This window comes from Halomonas cupida (genome assembly GCF_900142755.1).
Lineage (GTDB): Bacteria > Pseudomonadota > Gammaproteobacteria > Pseudomonadales > Halomonadaceae > Halomonas > Halomonas cupida.
Genome location: NZ_FRCA01000007.1, coordinates 53,407 through 70,287, shown reverse-complemented (window position 1 = coordinate 70,287; position 16,881 = coordinate 53,407). Strand labels below are relative to the sequence as shown.

General features: G+C 59.9%; 15 protein-coding genes. 8 read left to right on the top strand and 7 right to left on the bottom strand.

Annotated features, from left to right (window positions below; all coding sequences use genetic code 11):
- The first annotated feature begins 3 nt into the window (after positions 1-3).
- Both BUE38_RS13480 and tldD read left to right on the top strand, forming a co-directional pair.
- The gene (locus BUE38_RS13480) at positions 4-3,897 is read left to right on the top strand and encodes a YhdP family phospholipid transporter (RefSeq protein WP_073435744.1); all 3,894 of its coding nucleotides are present in this window, start codon (positions 4-6) and stop codon (positions 3,895-3,897) included.
- Complete coding sequence (gene tldD / locus BUE38_RS13475) at positions 3,894-5,345, top strand: metalloprotease TldD (protein WP_073435743.1); 1,452 nt, start codon at positions 3,894-3,896, stop codon at positions 5,343-5,345. Before BUE38_RS13480 ends, tldD begins: the two co-directional genes overlap by 4 nt.
- Positions 5,346-5,493: 148 nt before the next feature.
- Here the strand turns inward: tldD and yjgA are convergent, their stop codons facing one another.
- Positions 5,494-6,000 (bottom strand): ribosome biogenesis factor YjgA, encoded by a 507-nt coding sequence (gene yjgA / locus BUE38_RS13470; protein WP_084541953.1) that lies wholly within the window; start codon positions 5,998-6,000, stop codon positions 5,494-5,496.
- Positions 6,001-6,119: 119 nt separating this feature from the next.
- Between yjgA and pmbA the strand changes: the two genes are divergently transcribed.
- A complete protein-coding gene (gene pmbA, locus BUE38_RS13465) occupies positions 6,120-7,460 on the top strand; it encodes a metalloprotease PmbA (protein ID WP_073435741.1) in 1,341 nt (446 codons plus the stop codon).
- Positions 7,461-7,806: 346 nt separating this feature from the next.
- Positions 7,807-8,853, top strand: a complete 1,047-nt coding sequence (locus tag BUE38_RS13460) for a DUF1214 domain-containing protein (RefSeq protein ID WP_143166321.1) — start codon at positions 7,807-7,809, stop codon at positions 8,851-8,853.
- Positions 8,854-8,980: 127 nt separating this feature from the next.
- Here the strand turns inward: BUE38_RS13460 and BUE38_RS13455 are convergent, their stop codons facing one another.
- From BUE38_RS13455 to BUE38_RS13435, 4 genes are all read right to left on the bottom strand, one after another.
- Entirely contained in the window at positions 8,981-10,108 is a 1,128-nt protein-coding gene (locus BUE38_RS13455) for an HlyD family secretion protein (protein WP_073435739.1), read from the bottom strand.
- 5 nt (positions 10,109-10,113) lie between these two features.
- A complete protein-coding gene (locus tag BUE38_RS13450) occupies positions 10,114-10,479 on the bottom strand; it encodes a DUF3302 domain-containing protein (protein ID WP_073435738.1) in 366 nt (121 codons plus the stop codon).
- Between the two features lie 471 nt (positions 10,480-10,950).
- Positions 10,951-11,316, bottom strand: a complete 366-nt coding sequence (locus tag BUE38_RS13440; RefSeq protein ID WP_073435736.1) for a hypothetical protein — start codon at positions 11,314-11,316, stop codon at positions 10,951-10,953.
- Positions 11,317-11,723: 407 nt separating this feature from the next.
- Positions 11,724-12,347, bottom strand: a complete 624-nt coding sequence (locus tag BUE38_RS13435; protein ID WP_073435735.1) for a glutathione S-transferase family protein — start codon at positions 12,345-12,347, stop codon at positions 11,724-11,726.
- Between the two features lie 136 nt (positions 12,348-12,483).
- Here BUE38_RS13435 and BUE38_RS13430 point away from each other — a divergent pair, with 136 nt between their 5' ends.
- Positions 12,484-13,059, top strand: coding sequence for a hypothetical protein (locus BUE38_RS13430; RefSeq protein ID WP_073435734.1), 576 nt, complete (start codon positions 12,484-12,486; stop codon positions 13,057-13,059).
- Positions 13,060-13,275: 216 nt separating this feature from the next.
- A complete protein-coding gene (locus BUE38_RS13425; RefSeq protein WP_073435733.1) occupies positions 13,276-13,722 on the top strand; it encodes an SRPBCC family protein in 447 nt (148 codons plus the stop codon).
- Positions 13,723-13,844: 122 nt separating this feature from the next.
- On the opposite strand, the gene BUE38_RS13420 is transcribed toward BUE38_RS13425, so the two are convergent.
- Positions 13,845-14,135 (bottom strand): hypothetical protein, encoded by a 291-nt coding sequence (locus BUE38_RS13420; protein WP_073435732.1) that lies wholly within the window; start codon positions 14,133-14,135, stop codon positions 13,845-13,847.
- 490 nt (positions 14,136-14,625) lie between these two features.
- On the opposite strand from BUE38_RS13420, the gene BUE38_RS22580 reads away from it, so the two are divergent.
- A complete protein-coding gene (locus BUE38_RS22580; protein ID WP_143166320.1) occupies positions 14,626-14,886 on the top strand; it encodes a hypothetical protein in 261 nt (86 codons plus the stop codon).
- 39 nt (positions 14,887-14,925) lie between these two features.
- Complete coding sequence (locus BUE38_RS13415) at positions 14,926-15,147, top strand: hypothetical protein (RefSeq protein WP_073435731.1); 222 nt, start codon at positions 14,926-14,928, stop codon at positions 15,145-15,147.
- Positions 15,148-15,509: 362 nt separating this feature from the next.
- On the opposite strand, the gene BUE38_RS13410 is transcribed toward BUE38_RS13415, so the two are convergent.
- Positions 15,510-16,643: a phosphotransferase gene (locus tag BUE38_RS13410; protein ID WP_073435730.1), complete on the bottom strand. Its 1,134-nt coding sequence runs from the start codon at positions 16,641-16,643 to the stop codon at positions 15,510-15,512.
- Positions 16,644-16,881 lie beyond the last annotated feature (238 nt).

Below are 16,881 nucleotides of genomic sequence, written 5' to 3'. Positions count from 1 at the left end.
CCCATGGCGCCATTCCGCCTGCTGTCAAGATGGACGTTGACGCTGGTTGCGGTGGTGCTGGCGCTGGTCGCACTGCTGCTGTTGGTGCTGCGCCTGTCATTTGCCCAGGTCAACCAACTCGAGACCATGCTGGTCGACATGCTCGAGAACCGCTTCGATGCTAAAGCCAGCCTGACCCACATCGATGGCGCGATCAATGGCGTCGACCCGCAGGTGTCTCTTGATGGCCTGTCCCTCGAATCACGTACTTCGCTGGGCGACTATCCGTTGTTGCAGATCGATCATGGCGATGTGCGTCTCGATAGTCTGACCAGCGTTCGCAATCTGTTGCCGGTGGTCGAGCGAGCGCATTTCAAGGGCGTTACCCTGCATCTCTACCAGGATCAGCAGCGTCGCTGGACATGGCCAAGGCCGGCGCGGATTCCCCCCGAGCTGGTGCCGGAAGGCGAGTTCAGCCTGCAGCGCGTTGATTTCTGGGTCGGTGTTCTACTGCGCCAGCGAGCCTGGGTCGATGACCTGCGAGTGGTGCTGCATGGTCAGCGCCGTGTTACCGAGTTGCGGGCGCCGCGAGTGTTGATGACCGCCGATGAGAGCGGCAATACGCACATCGAAGGCGAGGTCTTCATCGAGGGCCGCGGTAAGGAAGCATTGCAGGTAGTGATGACGCTGAAACCGGGTGATGAGGATGCCGCGAACTTCGATGCGGCACTGCAGGGCACCATGCAGCTCGAGAGTCTTACCGGGTTATCCACCTTGCTGGGCATCGAGGACATCGTGCGGTTCGACGAAGCCAGCGGTGACGTCAAGCTCTGGGGGCGCTGGGATGGCGGGCGTCTGGTGGATGTGCGGCTCGATCTCACCGCCCCGCGCCTGGCCCTCAACCAGTCTCGCCCGTTGGATACCGATGTCGAGCACAAGGGTGGTGTGGTGCTCGATGGCGGTGAGCTGCGTGGCCAATGGGTACGTGAGGGTGTGGATGACTGGCAGTCCTGGTTCGAGGGGAGTGCCGAGGCGATCGAGTGGACCGGTGGCAATGGGCAGCAGGCGCCTGCCGGGACACCCATTCCCAAGTATTGGCACATCACCAGCCTGGACAATGGCTGGTGGGCCAATGCGTCCGGTTTTGAACTCGAGGCTCTGGCTGCATGGCGTGAACGCCTGCAATTGCCCGAGGGGCTGGCACGGGCCGTTGATGCCTTGCAGCCGCGGGGGCAGGTCTCGGGGCTGGGGTTTGGGCGGCGGGATGGCCAGTGGCAGGCTCGGGTGGCAGCAAACGCGGTTGAGGTGTCGCCCTGGCAGAGTGCGCCTGGCGGTGGGCCGCTCGATATCTGGGTCGAGGCCGACGGCACCAGCGGTCGGGTGGACTTCGTCAATGCCGACGGCGCATCGATGTATTTTCCCGAGATATTTGCTGAGCCCATGGCATTGGATTATGCCCGTGGTCGGGTTGGCTGGTCCTACGATGGACCGCGCAGTTTCGTCAGTGGCCGTGATCTTGAAGTGGGCTGGAAGGGCGCCGATGTTCAGGGCAACTTCGGCCTGGCCATCGCCTCGGATCAGCGTGGTGGTTTTGGCCTGAACCTGGACTTCCAGAACGTCGATGCCTTCGATCAGCCATTGTCGGGCTGGTTACCCATGCCGCTGTTGCGCAATGATGTTGACCCCGAACTCGCTGAATGGCTGGCCAGTGGCCTGGCCGGGCATGTTCCCCAGGGGAGTCTGGGGCTGCATGTGCCGTTACGGGAGCAGGACAGTCTGTCCGGTGAAGCATTGGATCCGAGTCTGGATCTCGAGCTGGACATTGTCGATGGGCGTCTTCCCTATGCCGAGGGATGGCCAGCGTTGACCGATGTCAGCGGACATCTGTCGGTCAAGGACGAGAACGTCGATGCCCGGGTCGACCATGCCGAGTCGCATGGCCTGGTCACGGAAGGTGCTCGGGCGGTGCTTGAGGACCAGCAACTCAATGTCGAGGGTCCGGTCAGTGGATCTCTGGATAACCTGTTTGCCTTCCTCGCCGAGATGCCGGTGGATGGAGCGGAAGCCGCAGCGGACTGGCAGGGACAGGGGCAGGTCGAAGGCCAGTTGACGCTGAATCTGCCGATGGACGATGGCGACGCGGCGCTGGATCTTGAGGTAGCGACTCAACTGCGAGCACCACGCATCGAACATCGTGGGATAGGGCTGCTGTTCACTGATGTCAGTGGTCCGTTGAGTTGGCACCAGAAGGGTGAACAGGGTGGGCTGCAAGGTCAGGTAGAAGGCGAAGTGCTGGGCGGTAGCATTCGTGCTGATATGGCGGAGCCCAATCGTCCGATTGCGCTGGCCGGTACCGCCAGCAGTGCTGCATTGAGCGAGTGGGCTGGGTTGCCTCCGGATACGCTGCTCAGTGGTACCACTGACTGGCAGGGTTCGCTGGACCTCAACGAGGAGCAGTTGAGCATCGACAGTTCGCTGCGCGGAATAACGATTGCCTTGCCTGATCCGCTTGGCAAGAACAGCAGCGAGTCGATGCCTCTGGCGCTGGATATCGGCCTGGGAGACAACGGCAACATTCGTGGGCAGCTCGGCCATGAGCTGGGCGGACGCTGGCGCGATGCCGCAGGTGGCCAGGGGCAGCTGTGGGTCGGACGTATGGCACCGAGCCGTTGGCCGAACGCCGCAGGCTGGGAGTTAGGCGCAACCTTGCCGCGACTCGATATCGTTGCCTGGGCGGATGCCATCAAGCCGCTGCTGAGCGGCGATCATGAGAGAGGCTCTGGTGGTCTGCCGTTTGCCATCAATCGGGTGCAGGCGGATACGGCCTGCCTTGTCAATGAGCAGAGTTGTCTGGGCTCGCTGGCGCTGGATGCCCACCCTCAGGGCAGGAACTGGCAGGCGTCGCTGAGCGGTAGTTTGATGGAAGGACAACTGGACTATCTGGTCGGTGCTGCACAGCCGTTGCGTATTCGTCTGGAGCGCCTGGATCTGGATGGTCTGGTGGCGGATATGAAGCCTGAGCCGGTCGTGGAAGGCGCGCCGGGGTCGCTGTTCGGTGAACTGGAGATTGCGGCTCAGCCAGCGCCCTTTGCCGAACGGCTTGGTGAATTGCCGGCCGGGATGCTGGAGATCGTCGATCTTGAATACCAGGGACATCGTTTCGGCCCCTTCAAGGGCCAGTGGCAGGCGCGTTCGGACCAGTTGTCTCTTGCTCCGGTTTCGCTTGAACTTGGTGAGCTGACCGCTGAAGGAGAGTTGTTCTGGGAAGCGTCAGGTAGCAGTGAGAGCCTGACACGTTCACGACTGACGATTACTGGCGGAGATCCCGGTACTGCGCTGGAGGCACTCGGTCAACAAGTGGCGGTAACCAGTGAGACCCTGGACGTCGACAGCCAACTGGCGTGGCCCGGCGCTCCCTGGCAGTTCGCCTTGGTGCATTCGCGAGGCAGTATCGACGTCGACATGGAGGATGGTACCTTCGCCAACGTCAGTTCACCCTCGGCGCGGGTGATTGGACTGCTCAACGTCGATAACCTGTTTCGCCGTCTGCGACTCGATTTTTCTGACGTTACTGGTGCCGGAACTGCCTTTGACCGTGTCAGAGGCACGGCAACATTGTATGGTGGGGTGTTGGAAACCCAGGGGCCGATCAGCATCGACGGTCCCGCCACGGACTTTACCCTTGAAGGGACAGCGAACCTGGCCAGCCGCGATCTCGACTTGATGTTGGGAGTCACGCTGCCAGTCAGCAACAACCTGCCATTGGCGGCCGTGCTGGCGGGAGCGCCGATGGTAGGTGGCGCGTTGTTCGTGGCCGATAAGCTGTTCGGTGATGCCATCGACAGCGTTACACGAATTCATTATCAGGTGCAGGGTCCCTGGACCTCACCGCAGATATCTCTGGAAAGTGCTCAATGACATCTCAACGCGAGTCCTTCGATGAAGCGGTAGCCACGCTTCTTACGCCTGGCGGCCTGGATCTCGACGGCCTCGATCGAGGCCTCGGGCACGCCCTCGGCGCAGGCATCGACTATGCCGACCTGTATTTCGAGCGTACCTGGCAGGAAGGCTGGGTGCTGGAAGACGGCGAGGTCAAGGAGGCCAGCTACAACATCGATGGCGGTGTTGGTGTGCGCTCCATGGCCGGTGAGAAGACCGGTTTTGCCTATTCCAACCAGATCACCGCAGATGCCTTGCTCGAAACCGGGCGCACGGCGAGTGGTATCGTGCGTAGCGGCGCTCGTATCGAGCGTGCGCCACGCATTCAGGTCAGTGCCGAGCCGCGTTATGCCGGTATCGACCCTCTGTCCGGGCTGTCCGCCGAGGACAAGGTGGCGATGCTCAAGCTCGCCGACCGCGTGGCTCGTGCGGCCGACCCTAGTGTGACTCAGGTCAGTGCTTCGCTGAGCGGAGTCTACGAAGTGGTGCTGGTGACCTCCAGTGATGGCACCCTGGCGACGGATATCCGCCCCCTGGTGCGTTTCAACGTCAGTGTGATCTGCGTACGCAACGGTCGCCGGGAGCGGGGTAGCGCCGGGGGCGGTGGTCGTTATCCCATGGCACGTCTGCGCGATGAAGGTGTGGCCGAAACCTATGCCAAAGAGGCGGTGCGCCAGGCACTGGTCAATCTCGAGGCCGTGGATGCACCGGCCGGGCAGATGCCGGTAGTGCTTGGTGCTGGTTGGCCGGGGATCCTGCTGCACGAGGCCGTTGGCCATGGTCTGGAAGGTGATTTCAACCGCAAGGGCAGCTCCGCTTTCGCCGGTCGCATGGGCCAGCGGGTTGCGGCTCCCGGCGTCACCGTGGTCGATGACGGTACGCTGCAGGACCGCCGTGGGTCGATGTCGGTGGATGATGAAGGTACGCCTTCGCAGTGCACCACGCTGATCGAGGACGGCATCCTTACCGGCTATATGCAGGACAAGCTGAATGCGCGTCTGATGGGCATGGCGCCTACCGGCAACGCGCGCCGCGAGTCCTTTGCACACATGCCGATGCCGCGTATGACCAACACCTACATGAAGGCTGGCTCGGATGATCCGCAGGACATCATCAAGAGCGTCAAGCGTGGCATCTATGCTGTCAGCTTCGGCGGTGGCCAGGTGGACATCACTTCGGGCAAGTTCGTGTTCTCGGCCAGCGAGGCGTACATGATCGAGGATGGGCGCATCACGGTACCGGTCAAGGGCGCGACCCTGATCGGCAATGGTCCGGAGGCCATGGGGCGTGTCTCGATGATTGGTCACGACATGGAACTGGATACCGGCATCGGGGTATGCGGCAAGGAAGGTCAGGGAGTGCCGGTCGGTGTGGGCCAGCCGACACTCAAGCTCGATGAGCTGACCGTCGGCGGGACGCAATCGTGACGTTGGGCGGCAGAGCCGCCCAACGAGCTGTAAGTGAAGAGCTTTAAGCTGTAAGTCGCCCAGGTACATGGGGAAGGCACGGAAACCGAGTAGACTGCTGTGGCTTACGGCTTACGGCTTACGGCTTACGGCTTACAGCTTATGGTTGCTAAAGCCCCGCCGTTTCGCGCATCAGCTTGAACAGCCGTTTGGCATTGGTCGGTGGCTTCTGCTGCTGACGTTCACGCACGGTGTTGCGGACCAGTTGGCGTAGTGCCTGAATGTCGACGTGGGGATATTCGGCGATGAAGGCCTGAACGGCGTCATCGCCTTCCTCGAGCAGTCGGTCACGCCACTTCTCGAGGCGATGGAAGGCGTGGTCACGCTGTTCCTTGGTCTGTTCGATCGCGTCGAATACGGCCTGGATGCCTTCGAGGTCTTCCTTGCGTATCAGCTTGCCGACGTATTGCATGTGGCGGCGACGAGCTTCACGAGCGCGAATCCTGTCGGTTTCCTCGATGGCGCGCTTGAACTCGTCAGACAACGGAAAGCGATCACGCTCTTCGGGCTTCATGGCAATGAATTGTTCGCCCAGGGCCTGCAGCTCGTGCATTTCGCGCTTGAGCTGGGATTTACTGGGTTGTTCTTCGGCGGGGTTGTGCTCGGGTTGGGTCATACCGGTGCCCATGGTTCATGAATCGGGAAGTGTGCGCAGTATACCAGTACGCGCTGCCGATCGCGGCGCGCAAATGTAATACAGTAGTGGCCGCCAGCGGTCACGATAGGAGAACAGTCATGACACAGGCGTTCGATGCCGCGGCTCAGCAGAAACTGCTCGAGGAACGCGCAGCCGCCGCTCTGATGATGGCCCGGCAGTTGGGGGCTGATGCCTGCGAGGTGGGAGCCAGTGTCGACCAGGGCATTGGAGTCAGTGTCCGTGAGGGTGATGTGGAGTCGGTTGAACTGTCCCGGGACCAGGGCGTTGCTGTGACCGTCTACGTCGGCCAGCGCAAGGGCAGCGCCTCTTCTACCGACGCCGGTGATGAGTCGATCAAGACCGTGGTCGAGAAGGCTTTGGCTATCGCTCGCTACACCGGCGAAGATCCGGCCTCGGGATTGGCCGATGCTGACTTGATGGCAACCCGCTTTCCGGACCTCGATGTCCATCATCCCTGGGCGCTGGGAACGGACGAAGCCATTGAGCTGGCGGTGTCCTGTGAAGCGGCGGGCCTGGCGGCAGAGGGCATTCGCAGTTCCGATGGTGCCAGCCTATCCAGTGGCGAGGGCGTTCGGGTCTATGCCAACAGTCATGGCTTCATGGGAAGTCAGTGCGGCAGTCGGCATTCGCTGTCATGCATGCTGATCGCCGAGGACGGGAACGGCATGCAACGTGATTACGACTACACCTCGGCACGCAAGCCTGGCGAATTGCGTGATCCCGCTGAGGTGGGGCGTAGCGCAGCTGAGCGCACCTTGCGCCGCCTTGGCGCACAGACACCGCAGACCGGGCGTTTCCCTGTGCTGTTTGACCCCAGTCAGGCGAGCGGCCTGATCGGCCACTTGATGTCGGCCATCGCGGGCGGTGCCATCTATCGCGATGCCTCCTTCCTGTGTGGCCGCCTTGGCGAATCGCTGTTCCCGGACTGGTTCACCCTTGGCGAGAAGCCGATGCTGGTGGGTGGCCTTGCCAGCAGCCCGTTCGACGGAGATGGCGTCCAGACCCGTGACAATGTCTTCATCGACAAGGGAGTGCTGGCGAGCTATATGCTGTCGGCCTACAGTGCCCGCCGCCTGGGAATGCAGACCACCGCCAATGCCGGTGGCGCGCGTAATCTTCGCATTGGTGCCGAGCTTCAGTCGCGTGATGAATTGCTGGCGCAGATGGATCGGGGAATCCTTGTCACCGAGCTGATGGGGCAGGGCGTCAACAGTGTCACCGGTGACTACTCGCGCGGCGCGGCAGGTTTCTGGGTCGAGAATGGCAGGATTCAGCATCCGGTCGAGGAGTTCACCATCGCCGGTAACCTGGCTTCCATGTTCGCGGGCCTGGCGGGGGTCGGCAGTGATATCGATACCCGTGGCAGTATCCATACCGGCAGCTGGCTGATCGATGAGATGACTGTCGCCGGAAGCTGAAGGCCTCCGTTCTCCGTATACCTACCGGGTTCAGTGCTTACTTGGTCTCTTGATCAAGTATGTACTCGAACCCCGCTCAGGGCCCATCCAGGTGATGGGCCCTGACGCATCTGATGTATCTACCTGCTTCAACGCTCTCTGGGTAAAACAATCTGCCAGACTGGGGTGATGCCTCAAGGCTCGAGTCGTGTTGCCGGGTTTTGATGGTGTCTTGTGATGGCGTCTCGTGATGGCGAGGTGATTGCGTAGACATTCTGCTTTATCGGGATTTTCTGTCGATGCTCGTGGGTAACCGGCACAGCACGTCTATCCTCAGGATATTGCAGTGGTGATCAGGCAGGCGAGCATGAAGCGAACAATACCAGGCAGGGCACTGGCAGCCATGATGCTTCTGGTGCTGGTCAGTGCACTCATGGCACGGCCGGTACCGGCGAGGGCTGCGGTTGCCGTCACTCTCGACAACTATGTGCGGGCGCAGACTGATCTGCATTTTCGGCGCTACGCCGAGGATGGGTACTTCGGCACTCTGCGTCATGAGCGAGAGCCCCAGCCTGTCGAGGGCAGGTTGGTGCGGCCCAATCGCGACGTACTGTACAGCATCGGGCTGTTTGATCTTGCCCATCCGGTTCGCTTTGTGACACCGGAGCGTGCCACGCGGATGCAATCCATGCAGGTGATCAATCAGGACCACTACACCCCGATCATGAGCTACGGCGGAATCGAGCAGGAGTTGACCCAGGAAGATGTCGGGTCACGCTATGCGCTGGTGGTGTTTCGTACTCAGGTGGATGCTGATGATCCCGACGATATCGCCGATGCCAATGCCATGCAGGATGAAATCAAGTGGCATCAGGAGGCTTCGGGAAACCTGGAACTGCCTGACTGGGATGCCCAGCAGATGACCGCGCTGCGGGAAGCCATACTCGATCTCTCTCCCTGGGTCAGTGGTAGTCACGATATGTTCGGCGCGAAGGACGAGGTGGATCCGATTCGCCATCTCTGGGGGACCGCCGCCGCCTGGCTCGGCCAGCCAGAGTCGGCAGCCTTGTTCATGACCTTTACGCCTCTGCATAATGAAAGCGATCGCGCTCAGGTACTGACGGTGCCGTTCGATGTACCGATCACGGCGTTCTGGTCGGTGGCGGTTCATGACCGGGACGGACGATTGCTGCCCGACGCTGAGGGCGCCTGGTCATTGCAGAGCAGCAATGCACATGCCAACGAGGATGGGTCTGTCACGCTGCTTTTCGGAGGCAACGCCGAGGCACACAACTATCTGGCGATCGAGCCGGGGTGGAGCTACACCTTCCGCTTCTATCGTCCTGCCGGGGCCCTGCTTGATGGCGACTGGGTGCCGCCATCACCGATTCCGCTGGAGGTTCCCGAGGAATAGTCGAGGTGTGTCGATGTCGGCGGGGAGTGGCACACCGCTCCGGTCATGGCCAGAGCGGTGAGGTAGCGGGACCAGTACGCAATAGAGAATGACTGGCCTGCCCAAGGGGGATGGAGCCAGGTAAAGGTCAGTGGTCCAGATAGAGATAGTGCTGCCAGCTCAGCATACGCAACAGAATCTTGCGCATCACCGACAGGTGGTCACGGTGCTCGCTGTAGACGGCCGCCTGTGCTGTCACACCAAGTGGAAGGGGAGGAAGGTCCTGATCTTCTTCCAGCTTGAAGGTGACCAGTACGCGGCTGTCCGGGTTGGCAAAGGCGGCCCCTCCGACCAGACGATCACCGGCGACCAGTTGCGCCTCGGCAATAGCCGGCAACACTTGATCGACTCGAGCAGAGAAGACCTTTCCGGGCAGGGCGTTGAAGATCAGCTCGGCCTCGGAACCGGGCTGGATACGTTGCAGTGATTGCTGGCGGAAGGCTCCAGTGAAGTGGCCTTCCTGCTTGTGCAGAAACACCCCCAGGGGCCTCAACGGCAGTGTGACCGCCATCATGCCGGGGCGCACGGCCAGTTGCGTCAGGTAGCCATCGGTGGGCGCGCGAATCACGGTATGTTCGAGGTCGAGTTGCGCCTGCTCGAGTTGCGCCTGCTTGGCGGCGACCAGCGGATCCAGTTCACCATCTCCAGTTTGTTGCTGAGCCTGAGCGCGCTCAAATGCTGCCTGAGCCTGGCCAACGCCTGCCGCGGCGGTATCGAAGTTGCGCTGCGCCTGATCAATCTGCTGCCGACTGAAGGCACTGGACGCATTACGATAGCGTGCCAGGGTGCGGCTGGCCTGGTCCCGCTGTGCCTGGGCGGCCACCAGGGCTGCCTGGGCTTCGCTGACGGTTGCCACGCGCCCCTGTGAATTGCGCAGTGCATCCTGAAGCTCAGCACTGAGCTGCTCGACGACGGCCTCGTACTTCGCGGAGTCGAGCGTGAACAGTGGTGTGCCCGCCTTGACGAGTTCATTGGGCTCGACATCAATGGACACCACGCGTGCCCGTACCTCGGAGACCAGTGGGGTCACGACGTAGGCTTCACGCACCTGCCGCGAGAAGGGGTGATTGTAGTTCATCACCAGCACCAGACTGCTGACGAGGATGATCCCGCCCAATACAGCAGTCGGTACGGTCCATTTGTTCTTCGGAATGCGGAACAGCTTGAAGATGAAGATACACAGCGCCGCATAGATCAATACGATCAACGTTTCCATTCGGTTCAATCTCCCTGCGAGGCTGAGGAATCCTGGGTGGAGCGGCTCTCGAGAGCGGCAAGGCGCGTCTGCATGGCACTGACTTCAGTGCGCAAGCGGTCAAGTTCCTCGCGTTCACGGGCCTGTTCATCCTCGATCTGGCGGAAGCCCCAGCCGCGCTCCGGGCGATAGAGCGTTGCCCAGATCCACAGGAAGGGCCACAGCACGTGCAGGGTAAAGAGGCTTACCCAGCCGGCAACATGAATGGCATCCTGGTGGGGGTGGTTACGTTTCTTGGCGATCAGGTAGGGGATGTCGTGGATGGCGATAATGCCGTAGAAGAACATCAGCACGGCAAAAATCAACAAGCCAAGGGCGACATTGTTGAGCATTAATGGATCTCCTGGTGAGCCTGCTTTCCTTGCATGGTCTTTCCACCATGCCGGGGTGACAGCTCGAGGTCATGAGCAATACAGTGCCGCCGCGCGCAGGGCGCCCTGGCTCCAGCGTAGAAGCAGGACCAGGTTGGGCCCGGCGCGGGCGACATCAGACATCATCAGAGGGGGAGGCGTGTGGAAAGGCGTTTCTGACGTGAGAGTCTGTGCTCTCATCGCCGCCGGGCTCAACGTCCTGAAAGGTTCCATGGCGTCGGTATCTGCCATGGTAGTGTGCCTATCCATTCAGCCGCCGCAGTTTATATCACATTCACGCTATGGCATTGGTCAGGGACGGACTTCCGTCATGCGGCAGATTGCCGCTATGCACCACCTGGACTGGATTGCCCGGGGCCTTGGTGGCTGGCGTGAATGGACAATCCAGGGGCGGAGCCGCCGTTCTCGAGAATATCCGCTACAGGCCTTTCCCTATAGACCTTCCGCCTTGCGGCGGTACTCGGTAACTGCTGTCATGGCTGCAGCTCGATCATCGGCATCGCCGAGCTGTCGAGCAAGGTTCTCTATGGCGTTGGCCGCCACTTCGGCATCGCGGTGAGCAAGGCCAATTGCTGGCGCTTCGGCGAGCACGGCTTGCCAGTTATCTTGCGCGGCAGCGGGTTCCGCCTTGCCGGCGAGGGCACTGGACAGATTGCTGCCCCGTTGGGTCAGACGCTTTACGTAGGCTGCCAGAGCATCGCGCTCCATTTCCATCTTGACCAGTTGTCTGGCCAAGGCATAGGCGCTTTCGCCATCCGAGAGGTCCCGGGCCTTTTCGTCAATCTCGAAGTTTGTCATGTCGTCACTGTAGTCCCTGCGTAGTTTCCCCTTTATCGAAGGCGACTCAGGTCGTAACGGCAGGGGCCGCTGTGCGACAGAGTCACCCGCGGGGCTCTGGTGCCTCGCTGGCGGGGAAATTCAATGGCCTATGATGCCATATCTTGACCATTGCATAACTCATTGCTGTTGGTCCATAAGGCATGTGTATTATTAACCCGGCATGCTTTCATGTTGGGTTAATGGCGGCACAGGGATGTGCCGCCGTCGGCGATCAGGCCGACGCGAGACCGCATCACACCAGAAGATCCGCGCATCTGCGCCAAGTGTGGTGCGGACGAAAATCAAATCGATCAGGATGAGCTATTTGATTGCCATGTTAATAGCCCGGACGGTCGTCGGCAGGGGATGGCTGCTTCCTGCATCGGTCAGTGCAGGAGCTCCTCCATGGCTCTGGCGATGCGCTGGGGAGCTCCGGAGCGTTGGTACATGCGTTGCAGATAAGCGAGCAGCGCAGTCTGGTCGTCGATCAGGCCTTCCTCGTTCGCCCAGTCCATGAGGTATGCAGTGACGCAGTCGGCAACAGTGATGTCATTACCGACGATGAACTGCCTCGCCTGCATATGCTGATCCAGCACGGCCGCCATGGAGACGAAATCCTGCCTTGCCAGCTCGATGTCCCGGGGGAGTCGCTGGTTTTCTGGATACAGCGTCGTGTGTCGCGCTATGCGCCACAGAGGTTGCTCAAGCTCGGTCATGGCAAACATGGTCCAGCGGTATACCTGCGCGCGCTCTTTGATATCGTTGGGTAACAAGCCTTTGTCCGGGTACTTTTCCGCCAGATATAGAACGATGGCGGCTGATTCGGTCAACACTGTGTCGCCGTCCACCAGGACAGGAACCCGAGCTGCGGGATTGAGGTGGAGAAACTCGGGGGTCAGGTGCTCTCCCTTCATGAGGTTGATCGATATGAACTCGAAGTCGACATCGAGTTCGTTCAGCGCCCAGAGAACGCGCAATGAGCGTGTGGGGCCAAGGCCATAGAGTTTCATCGTTGGGCTCTCCTGTGGTCAGAGGTAGGTAGCAGGCGTGACGAAATTCACGACTTCCTCAAACCTTGACGAATGAGCAGCACGGAATTCGACCAGGCTTCTGGTCATGAGCTGGTGACCACAACAGGCCGAAGCGATGGGCAGAAGTCGCATCAACCACTACTCTGGACGTGGTGATGCCCAGCAGGATGATGTTCAGCGAGAGGAAATGATGATGCGTCTGCAGTTTCACAAGGGAATGAAGGTAGTGGCTTTCTCGGTGCTGGTCACTTTGGCTCTGACCTCCTGCAGGTCGGGTGCGGAAATGAGTGGGGCAGCCGAGCCTATACCGACAACAGATACCACGGAGAGCGTTTCGTCCAGTCCGGTTGCGACGGCTCAGCACTATTTCGACCTGTTGGCGGCGGGGGACTTTGATCAAGCCTATGAGATGTGGGCACCTGAAACACCGACTCGCAAGGGCGGACGCGACCTCTTTGAAAGCTCGATGCTTGCCTACCAATCTTTCGATGGGGAAACGCTGGGGGATGCCCGAGTCGAAGGTGCCGCGGGAACCCTGTATGCAGAAGTGCCGGTGCAGATGTCGGGAGCGCGCCGCGGTGAACCATTCACGAATGCCGGCTCGATGACGCTGCAGCGCTGCAATGATGTGCCGGGGTGTAGCGAGGAAGACCGACGTTGGCGGTTACGCTCGATAGATATCGAGGACTGATCCCGGCTGATCGATGCCTGCTGGCGACGACAGCGGGCAGAAATCCGGTTGGGGAATAACTTGAATGGAGCCGATTGTCGAAATCGGCTCCATTCGTTCGTCTACAGGAGGCAGCAAGACATCATCAATGCCGGTCATCAAGATACTTATCTTGTGGAGTACAGGTCTTCAAGCATTTGTCTTCAAGTGCCGGCGCTCAATACAGGAGTCGTCACCATGCCCAGCACCATCCGCCTTCATCGTGTCCTGTGCGCAACACCCGAACGAGTCTATCGAGCGTTTCTCGACCCGGATGCCATGGTCAAATGGCTACCACCCAACGGCTTCACCGCGAGGGTCCACCACCTGGATGCCCAGGTTGGTGGTACCTATCGAATGTCATTCACCAACTTTACGACGGGGCAGGCACACTCCTTTGGTGGAGAGTATCTCGAGCTGGATCCCCACAAGCGTATCCGTCACACGGATGTTTTCGAAGACCCCAATCTGGATGGCGAGATGCAGGTGACTGTCTCGTTCCGTCAGGTCTCGTGTGGAACCGAGCTTGATATCGTCCAGGAGGGGGTACCTGATCTGATTCCTGCGGAGGCCTGTTATCTCGGTTGGCAGGAGTCGCTCACCTTGCTGAAGCAGTTGGTCGAGGCCGAGATTCCCGACGAGTAGAGACGCTCTGAGCCACAGTCGCCGATGGTATCGCCAGTCAGCGTGGTGTTGTCCGCACAGAAAAAGGCCCCTGCAGGGGCCTTTTTCGTCATGCCTTGATGTACTCGCTGCTCTGGATGCCGTTAGTGAGCAGCATCCCAGGAAAGCTGCAGAGAGTTGCCGGTTTCGGCGATGTTGGTGGCCGTATCCTGTTGAGCACGGAGCTTGAGGCGTGACTCGGCCATGGCGGCGCTGTTGCCCTGGGCGACGACATCGAAGGAGACATCGGTCACCGGAGGACTGACCCGGCTGGTCTGAGTGGCGGTGGACAGTGGCTCGCTGAGCTGCAGGGCGCGCTCGGTGGCCGGATCGGCCTGGGCAGCCAGAGGCAGGGCGGCGAGCAGTAGGCTGGCGGTGATCAGTTTGATTTTCATGTGGCTATCCTCTGGTGATCGAGTTGATAGCATGCATTTTATTAGTTAGCTAATTTTAATGATAGTGAAATATATTAACTGGATCGATCGATACAGACGATGAAGCTGCCTTGGTGACTCCTCTCGGGCCAATACCCTGTAGTTTCGGGTGATGATATCCGGACCTGAAGAAGGAATACCGGTTGCAGCACGCAGTGCGTGAGAGAGGAAAGGGGGGAGAGGAAAGGGAAGAGAAGAGTAGAGAAGAGCTGCGGCGGATCAGCCATGCCTGTTCAAGCCGAAAAGGGGTATGTCGAGGCTGGATAGGTTTGCCGAGTCGGGATGGATTTGAGGAAAGTTATCAAACAGTGTTTGCGAACATTGTTTTTCTACTATACTGGAGGTGCTGGATCAGAGTGGCTCGGTCCCGGGTAGGGTAATGACTCCGATGCCCAGGCAGTAAGCCACGGAGAGTCAATCACTGCAGAACCATACGCGGTTGGAGGTGACAATGATTCGGACATTACTGCTGACCCATACGCCCTTCGAGAAACGGATGAATCCGGAAGCTCGTATCGTAAAGCCCGCCAGACGCGCCTGGCCAAAGTCCTGGCAAAAGGCTCGCAAGAAGGTGGAAGTGGGCTGCCTCTCCCATGCTTCAAGTGAGTCTCCAGGGCTGGGAGAAATGGCCAATGCCAAGCGGCGCCTTGATTTCTACTCCCGCTGGCATGGCCTGAAACCTGCAACCCTGCAGATATGGAGAGCTTCCTGAGTCGGTATTCGACCGGGATGTGTGAGGAGGGATGATCCCATGGCACCTGACTTGCAGACTGCGAAGTGGCGGCACATACATGCCGATTGGTGGCAGGACGACCAGGGCAACGAGATTCATCGAGTCGAAGTGGATGAAGACGTGCTCTATCACTGCCACTTTGCCGGCTCTTCGCTACCCTGGAATGCCGTGGCCCTGGATCGGAATGAAGCCATGGCCGTGTTCGACGACCAGATTCCAGAGAAACCTCGATGGCAGTGATGGAAGTGGCATCTTTCATCCCATTCATGCATCGGTCGGGCGTCCGTCACGGTCAATCTCGAACCGTTCGGGCAGCCATCCGGCAGAGCCGAAAATTCAGCGGCGAAGGAGGATGATGGATGACGTTCGATGATCTGCTGTTGGGCATGGCTATTGGCGTATTGCCTGCCCAGATCTACGTGATTGGTATGCTGCCCACCTGGATATAGGGCGGCTCACCAGGCAATAGGATGGCTGCAGGTATGGCCACTGATCCCATAACCTATCGTGAGACAACATAGCCCCCGACAAATGTCGGGGGCTATGTTGTCCTGCATGTGACTTGAACAGGGAGGTGCCTGGGCCTGGGGTCACCGGGTGGCTCATGACCTCTCGGCGAGTAGCCGGCAACGCCGACGTAATGCCTCGCCCTCGTCGGAATTCACAAGGCCTGGTCGATCAAGACGCTGAAAAAGATAAGTAAAGCCGGCGACGCCGAAGCGCTGCATCTGGCTGCCTCCGGCAAGTTGCTCTGCGATGTCGCCGGGAAGGCCACGCATCAACCGTGCCAGGTCGAAACCGATGGGAAGGTAACCCCAACGGTCCCAGTCGACCAGGGCGATGTGACCACTACCAGCGTCCACCAGAACATTTTCGCGATGCAGGTCTCCGTGGGACAGCACCCGTGGCAGGCGATGCAGTCTTCTCAGTAGCCAGAACAGGAAACCGCGCTCTCCGTGAGCGCGATCCCAGTGCAGGGCATCCCCCAGGGCATGACGAATGAGACGGGCGACCAATGTGAGTTTTCGGCTGCCTGGCTGCCACAAATATTCTCGGTGCTGCTCTCCGAAACGTTGCAGACGCTCCAGCTCAGCCTTGATGGTAGGCAGCCACGCCTCCCACCCTGGGCCATGCCGGTCCAGTGGTTGCCCGGGAAAGAAATCGAAGATCAACGCCTGTCGTTCGCCGATGTTGAGCTTGTGGTATAGCGTCGGACTGGCGATACCAGCAGGTGTCAGCACTTGTTCATGGAAGTGATGAAGGCGGCTGACGGAATCAGCTGAGACACCAAGGTGTGCCACCCTCGGACCTTCTCCGGAATCAAACTTCACGGCAGAGATATGACCTGGTTGGCCGAAAAGTGGTCGGAACTGCTTCCATGACAAGTGCTCAGAGAGATCTGCAATCTCTGAATACTCCGGGTGACAGGCGGTCAGTGACACCGGCAGCCAGTCTTCACCGTTCCTTGTCACGTAAAGCCAGGGGCTGTGGCGCAACGGCTTGTCCTGTGGAGTGGTTACCCGAACGATATCCCCGTCACTGAGGGATAGTGGAAAGGAGAAACCAACGCGTCCATCGGGTGACAGTCCTGCCGCCTGCACATCGGGCCGAGTGCCCGTGCAACGGGTGCTGCCCACAGGAATGCCATTGACCGACACCACAACATGCGGGGAGGGACTCCAGCCTGATACGCCCTTGGCCCACACGCGATCGATATAGCCGCTCACTACCGACATGACGGCTCCGTCCTCCTTCTGGCCATGTTGATCAGGCCGTGATTGTGCACTCCACTCGCCGAGAGCCGCCACACCACATCATTAACCCGGCATGCTTTCATGTCGGGTTAATGGCGGCACAGGGACATGCCGCCGTCGGCCATCAGGCCGACGTGAGACGCACCACACTGGCGCAGATCCGCGGATCTGCGCCAGTGTGGTGCGGACGACAATCAAATCGATCAGGATGAGCTATTTG